The organism is Comamonas sp. CMM02 (genome assembly GCF_014851485.1).
Taxonomy (GTDB): domain Bacteria; phylum Pseudomonadota; class Gammaproteobacteria; order Burkholderiales; family Burkholderiaceae_C; genus Comamonas; species Comamonas avium.
In genome coordinates this window covers 428,180-443,850 of record NZ_JACUZW010000003.1, presented here as the reverse complement: position 1 = coordinate 443,850, position 15,671 = coordinate 428,180, and the positions used below count along the sequence as shown (strand labels likewise).

Annotated in this window: 14 protein-coding genes; 6 read left to right on the top strand and 8 right to left on the bottom strand. The window is 58.0% G+C overall.

Going from position 1 to position 15,671, the window contains the following annotated elements:
* Positions 1–52 precede the first annotated feature (52 nt).
* The 6 genes from IB213_RS11560 to IB213_RS11535 all read right to left on the bottom strand — a co-directional run bounded on the left by IB213_RS11560 (position 53) and on the right by IB213_RS11535 (position 5,225).
* The gene (locus IB213_RS11560; RefSeq protein WP_191724315.1) at positions 53–667 is read right to left on the bottom strand and encodes a nucleoside triphosphate pyrophosphatase; all 615 of its coding nucleotides are present in this window, start codon (positions 665–667) and stop codon (positions 53–55) included.
* 174 nt (positions 668–841) lie between these two features.
* A complete protein-coding gene (gene rlmH / locus IB213_RS11555) occupies positions 842–1,309 on the bottom strand; it encodes a 23S rRNA (pseudouridine(1915)-N(3))-methyltransferase RlmH (protein WP_192406608.1) in 468 nt (155 codons plus the stop codon).
* Between the two features lie 9 nt (positions 1,310–1,318).
* Positions 1,319–2,077, bottom strand: coding sequence for a ribosome silencing factor (rsfS, locus tag IB213_RS11550; RefSeq protein WP_192406606.1), 759 nt, complete (start codon positions 2,075–2,077; stop codon positions 1,319–1,321).
* Between the two features lie 192 nt (positions 2,078–2,269).
* Positions 2,270–3,211 (bottom strand): oxygen-dependent coproporphyrinogen oxidase, encoded by a 942-nt coding sequence (hemF, locus tag IB213_RS11545; RefSeq protein WP_287918235.1) that lies wholly within the window; start codon positions 3,209–3,211, stop codon positions 2,270–2,272.
* 11 nt (positions 3,212–3,222) lie between these two features.
* Positions 3,223–4,509, bottom strand: coding sequence for a phosphoribosylamine--glycine ligase (gene purD, locus IB213_RS11540; RefSeq protein WP_191724312.1), 1,287 nt, complete (start codon positions 4,507–4,509; stop codon positions 3,223–3,225).
* On the bottom strand, positions 4,506–5,225 hold the full coding sequence (locus IB213_RS11535) for a YebC/PmpR family DNA-binding transcriptional regulator (RefSeq protein ID WP_191724311.1): 720 nt from the start codon (positions 5,223–5,225) through the stop codon (positions 4,506–4,508). The genes purD and IB213_RS11535 overlap by 4 nt, the downstream gene beginning before the upstream one ends.
* An 81-nt stretch (positions 5,226–5,306) precedes the next feature.
* On the opposite strand from IB213_RS11535, the gene IB213_RS11530 reads away from it, so the two are divergent.
* The 5 genes from IB213_RS11530 (at position 5,307) to IB213_RS11510 (ending at position 11,006) form a co-directional block, all read left to right on the top strand.
* Positions 5,307–6,821 carry a helicase HerA-like C-terminal domain-containing protein gene (locus IB213_RS11530; RefSeq protein WP_192406604.1) on the top strand — a complete coding sequence of 505 codons (1,515 nt, stop codon included), beginning with the start codon at positions 5,307–5,309 and terminating at the stop codon, positions 6,819–6,821.
* A gap of 72 nt (positions 6,822–6,893) precedes the next feature.
* On the top strand, positions 6,894–7,763 hold the full coding sequence (locus tag IB213_RS11525; RefSeq protein ID WP_192406602.1) for an enoyl-CoA hydratase-related protein: 870 nt from the start codon (positions 6,894–6,896) through the stop codon (positions 7,761–7,763).
* 224 nt (positions 7,764–7,987) lie between these two features.
* On the top strand, positions 7,988–8,620 hold the full coding sequence (gene upp, locus IB213_RS11520) for a uracil phosphoribosyltransferase (RefSeq protein WP_191724308.1): 633 nt from the start codon (positions 7,988–7,990) through the stop codon (positions 8,618–8,620).
* A gap of 188 nt (positions 8,621–8,808) precedes the next feature.
* Complete coding sequence (locus tag IB213_RS11515) at positions 8,809–9,906, top strand: glycerol dehydrogenase (RefSeq protein ID WP_192406600.1); 1,098 nt, start codon at positions 8,809–8,811, stop codon at positions 9,904–9,906.
* Between the two features lie 398 nt (positions 9,907–10,304).
* Complete coding sequence (locus tag IB213_RS11510; RefSeq protein ID WP_192406598.1) at positions 10,305–11,006, top strand: response regulator transcription factor; 702 nt, start codon at positions 10,305–10,307, stop codon at positions 11,004–11,006.
* A 215-nt stretch (positions 11,007–11,221) separates the two neighbouring features.
* On the opposite strand, the gene IB213_RS11505 is transcribed toward IB213_RS11510, so the two are convergent.
* On the bottom strand, positions 11,222–11,926 hold the full coding sequence (locus IB213_RS11505; protein WP_191724305.1) for a YebC/PmpR family DNA-binding transcriptional regulator: 705 nt from the start codon (positions 11,924–11,926) through the stop codon (positions 11,222–11,224).
* 171 nt (positions 11,927–12,097) lie between these two features.
* On the opposite strand from IB213_RS11505, the gene IB213_RS11500 reads away from it, so the two are divergent.
* Positions 12,098–13,207 (top strand): PQQ-dependent sugar dehydrogenase, encoded by a 1,110-nt coding sequence (locus IB213_RS11500; RefSeq protein WP_192406597.1) that lies wholly within the window; start codon positions 12,098–12,100, stop codon positions 13,205–13,207.
* An 83-nt stretch (positions 13,208–13,290) separates the two neighbouring features.
* On the opposite strand, the gene IB213_RS11495 is transcribed toward IB213_RS11500, so the two are convergent.
* Positions 13,291–15,660: a bifunctional diguanylate cyclase/phosphodiesterase gene (locus IB213_RS11495; RefSeq protein WP_225561080.1), complete on the bottom strand. Its 2,370-nt coding sequence runs from the start codon at positions 15,658–15,660 to the stop codon at positions 13,291–13,293.
* Positions 15,661–15,671: the final 11 nt, after the last annotated feature.

The window sequence follows — 15,671 nt, the reverse complement described above, 5'->3', positions numbered from 1 at the left end:
GTTTTTGATGAATCGCGTGCAATAAGGCAAGCATGCAAAGCGCATGCCGCGCTTATATCTTCCAGCCGAGTTGACGCAGCAATTGCGCAGTTTCAAATACGGGCAAACCCATGATGCCCGAATAGCTGCCTTCGATGTGCTCAATCATGGCTGCAGCCAAGCCTTGGATGCCATAAGCGCCAGCTTTGCCAAAAGGCTCGCCCGAGGCCACATAGGCGTCGATCTGCGCATCGCTCATGGCCATAAAGCGCACCTTGGAGATCGACAGCGCCTGCAAACGCTGCCCGCCGCTTTGCAAAGCGACAGCGGTCAGCACTTCATGGGTTTGACCAGACAGCTTGCGCAGCATGGCTTGCGCCTGGGCCGCATCAGCGGGCTTGCCCAAAATTTCTTGCCCCAAAGCGACGGTCGTGTCAGATGTGAGCACCGGTGCAAGCGGTAAACCCCGGCGCGCCAGACGGGCAGCCGCCGCATCCAGTTTGAGTCCTGTGACACGCTGCACATAGCTGTGCGGTGCTTCATGGGGCAGCACCGCCTCGATGGCCTCTGCATCTTCAACCACATCTGCCGCTGCGTTGGGCAGCAGCAGTTCATGGCGCACATTCAGCTGCTGCAGCAGTTGACTGCGACGCGGACTTTGGGAGGCAAGATAGATAAATTCAGACATCAGATTCAAATAAAAATGGACGCTGGCACCCGAAATTCAAGCGCCAGAAGCTATTAAAAAAATAGTACCACGCAGCCATGCATGCGGGCAATCAGCACATCTCGCACAGGCGTCATCAAAAAATAAAGCCCTGCAAAAAATGGCAGGGCTTTGAAGACTCAAACAGGGTACAACTTACTCTCGATGGTAAGGGTGGCCTGCGTTGACTGACCACGCACGGTAGAGCTGCTCAATCAGCAGCACACGCACCATCGCATGGGGCAGTGTCAGGTCAGACAGGCGGATTCGCTCATGCGCTGCCTGACGAAACTCAGGGTCCAACCCATCAGGCCCGCCGATCACCAGCGCCACATCATCGCCTTCCAATTGCCAGTGCTGCAAACGCTGCGCAAGGGCCTTGGTTGTCAAGTTGGTGCCGCGCTCATCAAGCACCACAATGCGGGTCCCACGTGGAATGGCCGCTTCAATGCGTTTGCGCTCAGCGGCGTACAAGGTCTCCACCGTCTTGGAGCCGCGAGGCTCCGTTTTGACGGTTTTGATTTCCACCTTCAATTCATGCGGGAACCGCTTGGCGTAATCGTCGTAGGCTGTCTGTGCCCAGTCAGGCACATGCTGGCCTACGGCCACGATCAGCAGTCTCATGGCTGATGCTTACTTGGCAGTGCGCGCTGGGCGCTTGGCGGGAGCCTTGTCAGCAGACGCTGTACGGCCAGCTGCACCACGTGCCTTCATAGGCTTGACAACCACTGTCTTGGCAGGTGCTGCGGCCTTCTTGGCAGCTGGTTTCTTCACAGCCGGCTTGGCCGTAGCAGCCAATTTGGCTGCAGGCTTTTTAGCGGCTGGTTTTTTGGCAGCAACGGGCTTGTCTGCTGCTGCAGCGGCAGCCTGTGTAGCAGCCTTTTTGGAAGCAGCTTTCTTGACCACAACCTTGCCGTCAATCGCGGCTGCAGTTTTCTTGGCTGCAGAGCGCTTGGCAGGCTTGGCTTCTTGTGATGCGTCTTCTGAGGCAAAAATCTTTGATGGCTTGGCAGCACCCAGCTTCAAGCGCACGGGCTTGTCGCCCCAGATTTCTTCCAGGCGGTAGTACTGGCGAATCGTAGGCTGCATGACGTGCACGACACACTGACCACAATCGACAATAATCCATTCGCCGTTTTCTTCGCCTTCGTGGCGAGGCACAGCAAAACCGGCCTTTTTGACGGCTTCACGCACGCTGGAAGCCAAAGCCTTGGTTTGGCGGCTGGAGGCACCAGAAGCAATAATCACACGCTCAAACAGCGGTGACAGGTGCTCGGTATTGAAAACCTGAATATCTTGGGCCTTGACGTCTTCCAAGCCATCGACGATGGCACGCTGGAGTTTGGTCACGTCTTTCTTGGCTGCGGAATCCGATTGTGTGGAGGTGCTCATCAGGCGATGTCTGGTTGGAAAATACCGGTCAATATAGCGCGGTGGCACGAAGGACTTCAAGGCCCATTCATATGCTGCCCCACGCTGACAGGGCTTTTATTATGGTTGTAAAAAGAATGCCGACCACAGGGGCCCTGTCGTCGGCAGCTATTGAAATTATAGTTTTCCTGTGCCAATAGCGTTTTGCCTGGCTCAAAGCCAGTCGCGACGCACCAAGTATTGGCTCAGGAGCTCAGCTTCAGGTGTGTCCACGGCATCTTGGCGCTGGTAGCTCCAGCTGGCATGCAGTGGCATGGACAGCAAGATGGACTCCGTACGCCCTCCTGACTGCAGTCCGAAGTGCGTACCACGGTCCCAAACCAGATTAAATTCCACATAACGGCCACGTCGGTAGCGCTGGAAATCAACTTGATCGGGTCCGTAATGCGTGTCCTTGCGGCGCTCTACCAAAGGCAGATAAGCCGTCAAAAATGCATCACCGACCGAACGCATCAGGGCAAAACCCTGATCCTGGCCCAATTCGCTGAAGTCGTCGTAGAAGATGCCGCCAATGCCGCGCTGCTCGTCACGGTGCTTGAGATAAAAATACTCGTCACACCACTTCTTGAAGCGCGGGTACAAGCCTTGGCCAAAAGGCTGCACCGCATCGCGACAGGTTCGGTGGAAATGCACAGCATCTTCTTCAAAGCCATAGACAGGCGTCAGGTCCATGCCACCACCAAACCAGCAAGTCTTGGGTTGACCCTCGTGGCCTGCAGCAATCATGCGCACGTTCATGTGCACTGTTGGTACATAGGGGTTACGCGGATGAAACACCAGTGACACACCCATGGCTTCAAACGGAGCACCCGCCAGCTCAGGCCGGTGCTGCGTTGCCGAAGGAGGCAGCTGCGAGCCCTTCACATGCGAAAAACCACAGCCCGCACGCTCAAACACCACGCCGTTTTCCAAAATCTTGGTGATGCCATCGCCCTGCAGGCGCTCATCAGCACCTTTTTTCCAGGGGTCTGCCAAGAACTTGGCAGCACCCGCACCGGCAGCTGCTTCCACAGCCTCCAGCGACTGGGTAATGCTCGCCTGCAAGCCCAGTAAATAGGCTCGCACGCTTTCGGCTGTGGTTATTTGCTCTTGCACGTGCAAATTCCTTAGCTTTTGATGGCGCGAAAACCAATGTCGCGGCGGTATTGCATGCCGTCAAAGTGAATGCCACGCGTGACGTCATACACACGCTGCTGGGCTTGGCGCACGCTGTCTGCCAGCACCGTGACACACAGCACACGGCCGCCCGTAGTCACAGGCACACCCGCATCGTTGAGCTGAGTGCCAGCATGGAACACCACGGCATCGTCTTCTTCAGCAGGCAGCCCGGTAATGGCATCGCCCTTGCGCGGGTCTTCTGGATAGCCGGCAGCAGCCATGACGACGCCCAGCGCGGTGCGGCGGTCCCACTCCAGCTCTACATGCTCCAGCTTGCCGTCTACGGCTGCCAGCATGACGTCCACCAGATCACTCTTCAAGCGCATCATGATGGGCTGGGTTTCAGGGTCTCCCATGCGGGTGTTGAACTCCAGCGTCTTGGGGTGACCATTGCCATCAATCATCAGCCCTGCGTACAGGAAGCCTGTAAACGGCACGCCATCTTTTTCCATGCCACGGATGGTGGGCAAGATGATTTCGCGCATGGCACGGGCGTGCACGTCAGCAGTCACCACTGGCGCGGGCGAGTAAGCGCCCATGCCACCCGTGTTAGGGCCTTCGTCATTGTCTTTCAGGCGCTTGTGATCTTGGCTGGTAGCCATGGCCACCACGTTCTTGCCATCGCACAGCACAATAAAAGAAGCTTCTTCACCCGAGAGGAACTCTTCAATCACCACGCGCGCACCACCTTCGTTGTGCTGCACGCCGTATTTGTTGTCCACCAGCATGAAGTCCACCGCGTCGTGGGCTTCTTGCAGCGTCATTGCGACAACCACACCCTTGCCTGCGGCCAGGCCGTCGGCCTTGATCACGATGGGCGCGCCCAAGCGCTCCACAAAATCATGCGCAGCCGCAGGATCCGTAAACGTGTCGTAGTCAGCCGTAGGAATGCCATGGCGGCGCATAAACGCCTTTGAAAAGGCTTTGGAAGACTCCAGCTGCGCTGCAGCCTTGGTGGGACCAAACACCTTCAGGCCATGTGCGCGAAATTCATCCACTACACCTGCCGCCAAAGGAGCCTCAGGCCCGACTACAGCCAGCGCAACGCCTTCCGCCTGCGCCCATTCACGCAGTTTTACAACATCCGTGATAGGTAAGTTCTGCAACTTACCCCCTGCCAACGCAGTGCCCCCATTGCCAGGAGCCACGAACACTTTAGTCGCCTTGGGCGACTGGGCCAATTTCCACGCCAGAGCGTGTTCACGGCCACCGCCGCCAATCACAAGAATTTTCATATTTCAGCGTTGTGGTAGACGTCTTGTACGTCGTCCAGATCTTCCAGTACGTCCAGCAGTTTCTGCATGCGCTCAGCGTCGTCGCCTTGCAGCTCAATGGTGTTTTCAGCACGCATGGTCACTTCGGCCACTTCGGGCTTCAGACCTGCGGCTTCCAACGCGTTCTTTACGGCTTCAAAAGCCCCAGGTGCGGTCAGCACCTCAATGGCGCCGTCATCATCGGTCACCACGTCGTCAGCTCCCGCATCCAACGCAACTTCCATGACCAGGTCTTCCGAAGTACCCGGGGCAAAAATGATCTGGCCGCAGTGCTTGAACTGAAAGGCCACCGAGCCTTCCGTGCCCATGTTGCCACCGTACTTGTTAAAAGCGTGGCGAACATCCGCCACGGTACGCACCCGGTTGTCCGTCATGGTATCGACAATGATGGCTGCACCACCAATGCCATAGCCTTCATAGCGAATTTCTTCGTAGGTGACACCCTCGAGATTGCCTGTTGCCTTGTCGATATTGCGTTTGATGTTGTCGGCAGGCATATTGGCAGCCTTGGCCTTGTCGACAGCCAGGCGCAGACGTGGATTGGCACTCAGGTCAGCGCCGCCTTGGCGGGCTGCCACCATGATTTCACGAATGATTCGAGTCCAGATACGGCCACGCTTTTCATCCTGGCGACCTTTGCGGTGCTGGATGTTGGCCCATTTGCTATGTCCTGCCACAGGAAATCCTTTGGTCTTGATTTAATCTACTGGGCACGGATTCTACTTTTGACAGCGTAACTTGACAGAGGAAACCCGAACATGGCCCCAGCATTACCTATTGCACAGCGCGGTGAGATCGTTTGCTCCATCTTGCCCAACATGGCAAATCGACATGGTTTGATCACCGGGGCCACCGGCACCGGCAAAACAGTCACGTTGCAAAAGATTGCAGAAAGCTTCTCTTTAGCGGGAATTCCTGTATTTTTAGCCGACATCAAGGGCGATTTAACGGGCATCAGTCAAGCGGGCAGTGTGGGAGGAAAGCTGGCGGCCTCTTTGCAAGAGCGCGGGATTGCGATTCCCGAGCCTGTTGCCTGCCCAAGTACGCTGTGGGATGTGTTTGGCCAGCAGGGTCACCCCGTGCGCGCAACGATTTCAGACATGGGGCCTTTGCTGATTGGCCGCATGCTGAACTTGAATGACACACAGATGGGTGTGCTCAACATCATCTTCAAGATTGCCGACGACAACGGCATGCTGCTGCTGGATCTCAAGGACCTGCGCTCCATGCTGCAAAACGTGGGCGAGAACGCCAAACAGTTCACTACGGAATACGGCAACATTTCTGCCGCCAGCGTGGGGGCTATCCAGCGGGGCTTGCTGCAAATCGAGTCAGAAGGGGGTGAGCAGTTTTTTGGCGAGCCCATGCTCAATATTGAAGATTTGATGCAAACCGACGCCCAGGGCCGTGGCGTGATGAACATCCTGGCGGCTGACAAGCTCATGCAGTCACCGCGCCTGTATTCCACCTTTTTACTGTGGATGCTGTCCGAGCTGTTTGAGCAGCTGCCTGAAATTGGTGACCCTGAAAAGCCCAAACTGGCCTTTTTCTTTGATGAAGCGCATTTGCTGTTCAACGATGCTCCCAAAGTGCTGATCGAGCGCATTGAACTGGTCGTGCGCCTGGTGCGCTCCAAAGGCGTGGGCGTGTATTTCGTGACGCAAAACCCCATGGACATTCCTGACAGCGTGCTGGCGCAGCTGGGCAACCGGGTGCAGCACGCGCTACGCGCCTTCACGCCCAAGGACCAAAAGGCCGTCAAAGCCACGGCCCAGACCATGCGACCCAACCCTGAAGTCAACATTGAGGCCGCCATCACAGAGCTGGCAGTCGGCGAGGCTTTGATTAGTTTTCTGGATGAAAAAGGCCGCCCCGGCATTACGCAGCGTGTGTATGTGATACCACCGGGCAGCCAGATCGGCCCCATTGAAGACGCTCAGCGCCGCAGCTTGCTTGCCAACTCGATCGTGGCTGGCGTTTATGACAAAACCGTGGACCGCGAATCCGCCTATGAAGTATTGCAAGCGCGTGCAGCAGAGGCGCCCACAGCCACAGGCGGCGTGAGCGGCAACTCAGCCACAGCGCAGCAGGGCGACAGCGGTTTGATGGGAGGATTGAACGACTTTCTGTTTGGCTCTACCGGCCCGCGTGGTGGCAAGAAAGATGGGCTGGTGCAAAGCCTGGTCAAGTCCACCGCCCGCAACATGAGCAACCAGCTGGGCCGCCAGTTGCTGCGCGGCGTGCTGGGCAGCTTGACTGGCAGCAAGAAATAGCAAACAAAGCTGCCACATCAGGGAATGTGCGGCTTTCCCAAGGCACGGCCACTCTCTAGAGTGCCGTGCCATATGTCTACCAGCACACACCTCCCTATCTTGTCGGTCATGCAGCTTCAGGTGCATGACCACATTGCGCATTTGCAACTGTCCCAGCCCGAGAGCCTGAACACCATGCACCCCACCTTCTGGCGTGATCTGGATACGGCCCTCACGCACATCACCACCCAGGGCGATGTACGGGCACTGGTCATCAGCAGCAGTGGCAGGCATTTCAGCGCTGGCATGGCTCTGGACACATTTGCCAACCCCAACCTGGCACCGCAAGACAAAACCCCGGAAGGCCGCGCTGCGCTGTCTGAGTTTTTGTGGGACATGCAGCAAGTCTTTACGCGCATCGAACAATTGCGCATTCCCGTCATCACCGCCATACAGGGCGGCTGCATTGGCGGCGCTCTGGACATGGTGTGCTGCGCCTGCATTCGCTACGCCACGCAAGATGCGTTTTTCTGCGTACAGGAAATCAATATTGGCATGGTGGCCGATCTGGGCAGCCTGCAGCGCTTGCCCAAGCTGCTGCCCATGGGGCTGGTCAAAGAGCTGGCCTACACAGGCCGTCGCTGGCCCGCCCAGGCGGCACTGGCATACGGTTTTGTCAACGGCGTGTTTGACACCCAGGAGGCCATGCTGGCAGCCGCCATGCAGTGCGCCCAAGACATTGCAGCCAAGCCACCAATTGCCATATGGGGCAGCAAACAGGCGCTCGATTTTGCGCGTGACCACAGTGTGCAGGACAGCCTGCGCCAAATGGGCTGGCTGCAAGCGGGCATCTGGAGCAACCGCCACGTCATGGAATCGGTGCAAGCCACGCAGCAAAAACGCGCGGGAGACTTTCCTGGCCTGACGCCACAGCGCACGTTCGCGCAAATGGGTCTGGATTGAGTTCTTTGGCTTGCGCCAAGCCAGCGTGCATGTGCGCAGGGTCAAAAAACACCCTCGCGCATGCAGACTAGCGAAAGACTTTCCACAAATTCATTCAGAAAAAAGGAAAATGCGGGGCATCGCAATGTGCAGCAGTACCTCCAATGCCTGGAACAGCAACAACAGCAACAACCTTCACGCGTTGGGTGCTGGCTGCACTTTCACTCACAACCTAGACCCCGACCATGAGCACTGTTCATCTCATCGACCACCCCCTGATCCAGCACAAACTGACACTGATGCGCCGCAAGGAAGCCAGCACCAACAGCTTTCGCCGCATGCTCGGCGAGCTGTCTACCCTGATGGCCTACGAAATTACCCGTGATTTCCCGCTGCAAGATCTGGAAATCGAAACGCCCATGGAAAAAATGGTCGGCAAGGTGATTGACGGCAAAAAGCTCGCTCTGGTCTCCATCCTGCGCGCAGGCAATGGCTTTCTGGACGGCATGCTCAACGTAGTACCGGGTGCCCGCATTGGTCACATTGGCCTGTTCCGCGACCCCGAAACACTGCAGCCCGTCGAGTACTACTACAAGATGCCTGAAAACATGTGCGAGCGCGACGTGATCGTTGTCGACCCCATGCTGGCCACCGGCAATTCAGCCGCAGCAGCGGTGCAGCAGCTCAAGACCAAGAGCAACCCCAAGTCCATCAAATTCATGTGCCTGCTGGCCGCGCCCGAAGGCATCAAGACCCTGCAAGCAGCACACCCCGATGTAGACATCTACACCGCCGCGATTGACCGCGAGCTGGACAGCCACGGCTACATCCTGCCCGGTCTGGGTGATGCAGGTGACCGCATCTTCGGCACCAAGTAAACAGCACGCACAGCGTTGTAAAGGCTTCCATCAGGAAGCCTTTTTTTGTGCTCTTTGCCAGCGCAATGTCATCAATTGGCAATTGCTCTGACTTTTTGATGCAGATCAAGCATTGACAGTGCACAGCGGCGCAAAGCCTCTGCAGCCGCGCATCATGGTAAACCCTAGAAACCTCTGTAAGGCACGCCATGATTCCACGCTCCGTCTCCTCACCCAAGAAGTTTCTGATCGGCGCAGGCCTGTTCGACCAGGTGGGCGAATACGTTGCCGAGCATGGTGACTTTGCGTTCTTTGTGGCTGACTCTTTCTTCCTGAGCCGCATCCACAGCCAGACCGTACCCAGCCTGACCGGACAAAGCATTCGCAGCCATGTGGAAAAGTTCTCGGGGGAATGCACCACCACTGAAATTGCACACCTGAGTGCGGCCTTCAAAGCCAGCGGCGCGAATGTGGTGATCGGGGTGGGTGGCGGCAAGGCACTGGATGCCGCCAAAGCCGTGGCGCACAACTGCAAGGCAGCGCTGGTGCTGGTGCCCACCATTGCCTCCACCGATGCGCCCTGCACCGCTTTGGCCGTGGTCTACAAGGACGATGGCACCTTTGACCACTACCTGTTCCTGCCCCACAACCCCGACACCGTGCTGGCCGACACCGCCATCATTGCCCAGGCCCCCGCGCGCTTTTTTGCAGCGGGCGTGGGTGATGCACTGGCCACCTACTTTGAAGCACGTGCCACCTGGCGCTGCAGCGGTACCAACCTGATCTTGAAGAAGCCCTCGCGCACGGGCCTGGGTTTGGGACAGATGTGCTATGAAATTTTGCGCAAGAACATTGACGCGGCCATGGACGCGGTACGCAACAAGGCCGTGACCCCAGCACTGGAAGAAACCATTGAGGCCACGATTTACCTGAGCGGCGTGGGCGCTGAAGCCGCCGGCGTGGCCGCAGCCCACGCAGTGAACAATGGCATGGCCGTAGTGCCTGCGCTGCACAACGCCCAGCACGGAGAGAAGGTAGCCTTTGGCCTGCTGACCCAGCTGGTGCTGGAAAACGCCCCACTGGCCGAGGTGCAAGAAGTCATTCGCATCATCAAGGCCGCGGGTCTGCCGCTGGCGCTGCGCGACTTTGGCCTGACCGAATGGATTGAAGCCGAATGGCGCGAAGTGGCCAAGGTGGCCTGCGACAAAAATGACACCATGGGCAATATGGGCCGTCCCATCAGCGAGCAAGAGGTGTACGACGCCATGCTGGCCGCCAATGCACTGGCAGAGCGCTACCACGACTGAATCTGCCCTGCACGCCCTCTCTGGCCCGAGGGCAAAAGAAGTGCACGCTGCCTTCTTTAAAATTTAATAGCTATTAGCGCTTGATATACAACGTTCTTCAATACTTTTATATATGAAAGCATTGAACAACAAGCGCAAGCAGCTCTCAAAATATTGAGATGCATGCCCAAACAAAGGGGTTGCCGCTGGGCAGCCCCTTTGCACTGAGGATATTGTGGATTGCGTCAATAGATGCCGCTTGTGCCCGTTGGCACCCCGCAAAACACCTAGACTGGGCCCATACACCACCAGTTTTTTTGACTGCGCATGCAAAACCACTAGTTTCAGTGATGTGCAAACCGCTAACTATGCGGTGCAATACACGGCATACCTATGCTATTGGAGCTGCATACCGCTTTATGGACACTCTGCCCCCCCCGCCCCCTGCTTCACTTTTGCTGGCTGCCCCCGTACTGGTGGTGGAAGACGAACCCAGTGTGACCCAGCGCATTCGCGCACTTTTGCTGGACATGGGTTATGACACGACCGCCTTGTTTTGGGCAGAAAGCGTGGCCCAGGCGCGCGAAATCTATGCGCATGAGCCGATTGCGCTGGCTCTGGTTGATCTGGGCTTGCCAGATGGATCCGGCCACACGGTGATTGAAGAGCTGCGCGCACGCGATCCGGCGATGATGATTTTGGTCATCTCTGCCTGGAGCACGGAAGACGCGATCTTGGGTGCGCTGCGCGCCGGTGCGACGGGTTATCTGCTCAAGGAGCGTGATGATCTGGAGCTGCGGCTGGGCATTGCCAGCACCTTGCGTGGTGGCGCACCGATTGATCCGTTCATTGCCAAGCGCATCATGCAAGAGTTTGCGGCAGCCCCCAGAGCTGCAGCCACAACAGGAGCTACCGATGCCCCTGCGCAGCCCTTGAGCGGGCGTGAGCTAGAAATTTTGCAGCTGGTCGCCCAGGGCATGACCAACCGGGAAATTGCTGAGCACTTAAATCTGTCCAAATACACGGTGGAATGCCACGTCAAGAAGATTTACCAAAAAATGGCAGTCTCCTCACGCACCCGCGCCATCCACATGGCGCGCCAGCATGGCCTGATCGATTAGAAAAACCAGGCAGCCCTGTCCGCCAGCTTTGCTGCGACAGGTCTGTGCAGGTGCAGCGCTGCGCCTTGCTCTGAAGCATGTGCCTGGTCATGTTAAGAAATATCCAAAGCCAAAGCCATGCTTGAACAACGCCAAACGCCATGCGTTTAAGGCACGCATAAAAAAAGGACTGCCTGGCGCAGTCCTTTTTTTGGCGAAAACCGCAGAGGCGGCAATCAATCGACCAGACCGGCAAACACGTGCTGCACATCGTCGTCGTTGTCCAGGCCCGCCAGAAAGTCCTGCACTTCTTCTTGCTGCTCTGCCGTCAGACTGGACATGCTCACCGGGTTCTTGGCCTTGTAGCCCAGCTTGACCGACAGCACCTTGATGCCTTGTGCAGGCAGCGCCTTGCTCACGGTATCCAGGTCAGAAGGGTCGGTAATGAACAAGGTCACGCCTTCTTCGTCGCCGGCTTCAAAGTCTTGTGCGCCCGCTTCAATGGCGGCCAGCTCAACGTCTGCGCCATTTTCGGCTTCGCCTTCGATCATGCCCACGTGGTCAAAGTCCCACGCCACAGCGCTCATCTGGCCCTTGCGAAAGCACACACGCATATTGGGTGCAGTGCGGTTGGGGTTGTCGGTCAGGCATTCCACCATCACTGGCACGCGGTGGGGTGCGTAGCCTTCATAGATCACGCTGGTGTAGTTGACGGCATCAGCACCCACGCCCGAACCTTTTTTGACTGCACGGTCCAATGTTTCTTTGGACATGGAAGCCTTGCGGGCAGCTTCAACCGCCATGCGCAGGCGCGCATTGCTCGACGGATCGCCACCACCCAGACGGGCAGCAACTGTAATTTCCTTGACCAGCTTGCCGAACAGCTTGCCTTTGGCGTCCGCTGCCAGGGCCTTGCCCTTGGCTTTCCATTGCGCTCCCATGGGGGGCCTTTCTTCGAAAAAGAACAAAAAATGCCGCGCACAAGGCCGGCATAGAATAAATCAAGGCGTTTTATACACCTGTGGCATAGGCCACGGCGCCTTCAATGCCAACTTTTTCTGCCATCGATTTGCGCTGGCGTTGATGCAACACCCTTACAAGGAGCCACCACCATGCGCTTGAACCCTATTGCCTACCCTGCACTGGCGCTGAGTTTGCTTGCCACAGCGGCGCCGGCGCTGGAGATTGAGCCCGAAGTGGTTGCCCAGGGTCTGCAAAACCCCTGGGCAGTCGCTTTCCTGCCAGACGGCTCCTTTTTGGTGACCGAGCGCCCCGGCCGCATGCGCGTGATTGACAGCAAGGGTGCACTGGGGCAGCCCTTGTCCGGTCTGCCTGCGATTGCCGCGGGTGGCCAAGGCGGCCTGCTGGATGTGGTGCTGGACAGCGATTTTGCACAAAACCGCACGCTGTACTTTTGCTATTCAGAACCCGGCAACAACGCCAGCAACAGCACGGCACTGGCCAAAGCCCGGCTCTCCAGCGATCAACGCCAGCTTGAAGATCTGCAAGTGCTCTTCAGCCAAAAGCCCAAGAAAGCCAGCCAGCTGCATTTTGGCTGCCGCATTGTGGAGCGGCCTGATGGCAGCCTGCTTTTGACGCTGGGCGAGCGCTCTCACTTCAAGGAAGAAGCGCAGAACCTGCAAAGCCATCTGGGCAAGATAGTGCGCATTGGCAAAGACGGCAGCGTTCCCAAGGACAACCCCTTTGTCGGCCGCCGCGATGCACTGCCCGAGATCTGGAGCTATGGCCACCGCAGCCCCCAGGGCGCTGCACTGGCACCTGACGGCACTTTCTGGATGAACGAGCACGGCCCGCAAGGCGGCGATGAAATCAATCGCCCCGAGCCCGGTAAAAACTATGGCTGGCCGGTCATCACCTACGGTGAAAACTATGGCGGCGGCCGCATTGGCGCTGGCATCACTCACCAAAAAGGCATGGAGCAGCCGGTGCACCAGTGGACGCCTTCTATTGCCGTGTCTGGCATGGCCTTCATCACCTCAGACCGCTACCCTGGCTGGAAAGGGAACATGGTGGTGGGCGCACTCAAGCCACAAAGGCTGGAGCGCATTACGCTTGCGGCAGGCAAGGTCACAGGGGTTGAACCCTTGCTGCCCCAGTTAGGCCAGCGTGTACGCGATGTACGGCAAGGCCCGGATGGCTGGCTGTACGTGCTGACCGATCGCAGCAACGGCCAGCTGCTGCGCCTGAAGACGCAGCCATAAACTGCAGGCCGGCGATGGAGCGACGCAGCTTACTGGCTGCATCACGGGGCTACGCCCTGAGCCATCGCAAAGCCTTGTGCATATCAAGCAGGCTCCAGCACGCCTTGCCTGAGCAAAACCTCTGCCTGCTGCGCGGGCACCGGGCGGCTGAGAAAGTAGCCCTGCACCACATCACAGCCTGCCGTTTTCAGGTACACCAGCTGGTCCATCAACTCCACCCCTTCGGCCACCACCTGCATCTTCAGGTTGTGCGCCAAGGTGATGATGGAAGTTACCAGCACACCCGCTTCATGGCTGCTGCGCAGTGCATTGACAAAGGACTTGTCCAGCTTGATGGTGCCAATTGGCAGCGCACGAATTTGGCTCAGGCTGGAAAAGCCCGTGCCAAAGTCGTCCAGCGCAATATGCACCCCCATGTTCTGCAACTGATAGAGCACGCGCGCGGACAGGCCATCGGGCTCTACCAGACAGCTTTCAGTGACTTCCACCTCAATGTCAGACGCTCGCACCCCATAGTGCTGCAGACAGGTGGCGATGCGCGTTGGGAAAGCACAGTCCTTGAGCTGCAAGGGTGACACATTGAATGCCAGCGGCACCACATCCATGCCCTGCATGCGCCACGCCGCGATCTGCCGGCAGCAAGCTTGCATGACCCAGTCGCCCAGCGCCTGAATATGGCCATGCTCTTCAGCCATGGCAATGAAATCGCCGGGATAGATCAATCCATACTCCGGGTGCTGCCAGCGCACCAGCGCCTCCATCCCCACAATGGCGCAGTCTTCCAGCCGCACCTTGGGCTGAAAATGCAGCACCAGCTGCTCATCAGCAATCGCCTGTGGCAATTGCCGCAGCAAGCGGTAGCGACGTTCGTTGTCGGCGTTGTTCACGCGGTCATAGTAGGTAAAGCGGTTGCGCCCCGACTTCTTGGAGGCATACATGGCCGTATCCGCGTGGCGGCACAGCACCTGCACGTCATGCCCATCTCTGGGGAAAAAAGCAATGCCCATGCTGCTGGAGGTATGCACCACCTGGTCAGCAATGCCGTCATAAGGGGCGCTCAGCCCTGACACCAGCTCTTGCGCCAGGCCATCCATGTCCTGCATGTCATCCATGGCGGTCACCAGCACGGCAAACTCATCGCCACCCATGCGGGCAATGATGTCCGAGCCCCGCAGCATGCTGCGCAGACGATCTGCCACAGCCTGCAGCAAGGCGTCTCCCGCATGGTGGCCCAAGGTGTCGTTAATCTGCTTGAAATGGTCCAGATCCAGGTACAGCAAGGCGTAATGCTTGCGACTGCGGCGGGCCAGCGCCAGATGGCTGGATACCAGCTCGTAAAACATGCGCCGGTTGTGCAGCCCTGTCAGCGGATCACTGGCTGCCAGTTCCAGGGCTCGCTGCTTTTCACTTTCCAGCTGTGCAATCAGCGCCTGCTGCTTTTGATCTGCCAGAGTCAGCCCCTCCAGCAAGTGCTGGCGGCGCACCATGCTCCGAAACAGTGCCCATGTGGCCAGCAACATCAGCACCGACACGGTCACTGCCAGCCCCCACAGGCGCTGTGCATGCTCCGCATGGGCCTGGCGGATTTCTTGCCAGTCACGGCTGACCACCACCGTCAGCGGCATGAACTTTGCGCGGTGGTAGCTGCCCAGACGCTCCCTGCCGGGTTCCAGAAAAAAACTGGCTGCTCCAGCCCCTTGTCTGACCTGCCTGAAAGCGTCCAGCCGATATTGGGGCCTGGATGCCAGCCAGCCTCCCCCGGACATGGCTGCTAGTTGACTGCCATCCGGAGCCAGCAGGTGCAAGGTGCCGCTTTGCCCCAGATCCATGTCAGTGTGCAAACGCAAAAAGTAGCCCATATCCATGTGCAGCAGCAAATAGCCTTGCGACGCACCCCGCCCATCGGTGACACAAAGCAGCAAGGGCACCGCTGCGGTGTTCGCTGGTGTGGGTACGGGCACATGCTGGTGCAGCAGCAAAGCACCCTCGCCCTCTTCGCAGGAACCCTGCTGGTGAACAAGCAGCTCCTGCAGCTCCTGCTGCGCCTGTGCGTGCCCAGCCAGCAATTGCAGGTTGTGGTCAAACAAGGCGAAACGCACAAAAACCGGATCACGCTCGAGCATGTGTGTCAGCTGTTGCTGCCAGGCACTGTTGCTGTGCGCGCCTTGCATAGCTACCACGCCCATGAGCTGAGCCTTCTCGATCACCTGACGCAGATTTTCAGAAACCAGCGCCGCCCAGCCCGCTTGCTGCATGCGTGCCGATTGCTCCACATGCGCCAGCTGCACTCTCAAATGCTTGGCCGTGAACCACCATGACGCACACAGGCCCAGCAAGACGATGAGCAGCATGACCCCATGTGATGACTGCTGGCGACTGCGCCAGCTGAAGCTGGCTGGGCCAAGAATCCGGGTAGCGATCAGTGCGCGCAAGCGCTGGGCAAGAAAAAGCATGTGTGCAGACC

What these genes read in the sequence shown, in the direction of transcription:
- IB213_RS11530 (WP_192406604.1), top strand. Translation starts at nt 5,307, where the DNA reads ATGGCCCCAGCATTACCTATTGCACAGCGCGGTGAGATCGTTTGCTCC.
- IB213_RS11515 (WP_192406600.1), top strand. Translation starts at nt 8,809, where the DNA reads ATGATTCCACGCTCCGTCTCCTCACCCAAGAAGTTTCTGATCGGCGCA.
- IB213_RS11495 (WP_225561080.1), bottom strand. Translation starts at nt 15,660, where the DNA reads ATGCTTTTTCTTGCCCAGCGCTTGCGCGCACTGATCGCTACCCGGATT.
- upp (WP_191724308.1), top strand. Translation starts at nt 7,988, where the DNA reads ATGAGCACTGTTCATCTCATCGACCACCCCCTGATCCAGCACAAACTG.
- IB213_RS11560 (WP_191724315.1), bottom strand. Translation starts at nt 667, where the DNA reads ATGTCTGAATTTATCTATCTTGCCTCCCAAAGTCCGCGTCGCAGTCAA.
- purD (WP_191724312.1), bottom strand. Translation starts at nt 4,509, where the DNA reads ATGAAAATTCTTGTGATTGGCGGCGGTGGCCGTGAACACGCTCTGGCG.
- rlmH (WP_192406608.1), bottom strand. Translation starts at nt 1,309, where the DNA reads ATGAGACTGCTGATCGTGGCCGTAGGCCAGCATGTGCCTGACTGGGCA.
- IB213_RS11510 (WP_192406598.1), top strand. Translation starts at nt 10,305, where the DNA reads ATGGACACTCTGCCCCCCCCGCCCCCTGCTTCACTTTTGCTGGCTGCC.
- IB213_RS11505 (WP_191724305.1), bottom strand. Translation starts at nt 11,926, where the DNA reads ATGGGAGCGCAATGGAAAGCCAAGGGCAAGGCCCTGGCAGCGGACGCC.
- rsfS (WP_192406606.1), bottom strand. Translation starts at nt 2,077, where the DNA reads ATGAGCACCTCCACACAATCGGATTCCGCAGCCAAGAAAGACGTGACC.
- IB213_RS11525 (WP_192406602.1), top strand. Translation starts at nt 6,894, where the DNA reads ATGTCTACCAGCACACACCTCCCTATCTTGTCGGTCATGCAGCTTCAG.
- IB213_RS11500 (WP_192406597.1), top strand. Translation starts at nt 12,098, where the DNA reads ATGCGCTTGAACCCTATTGCCTACCCTGCACTGGCGCTGAGTTTGCTT.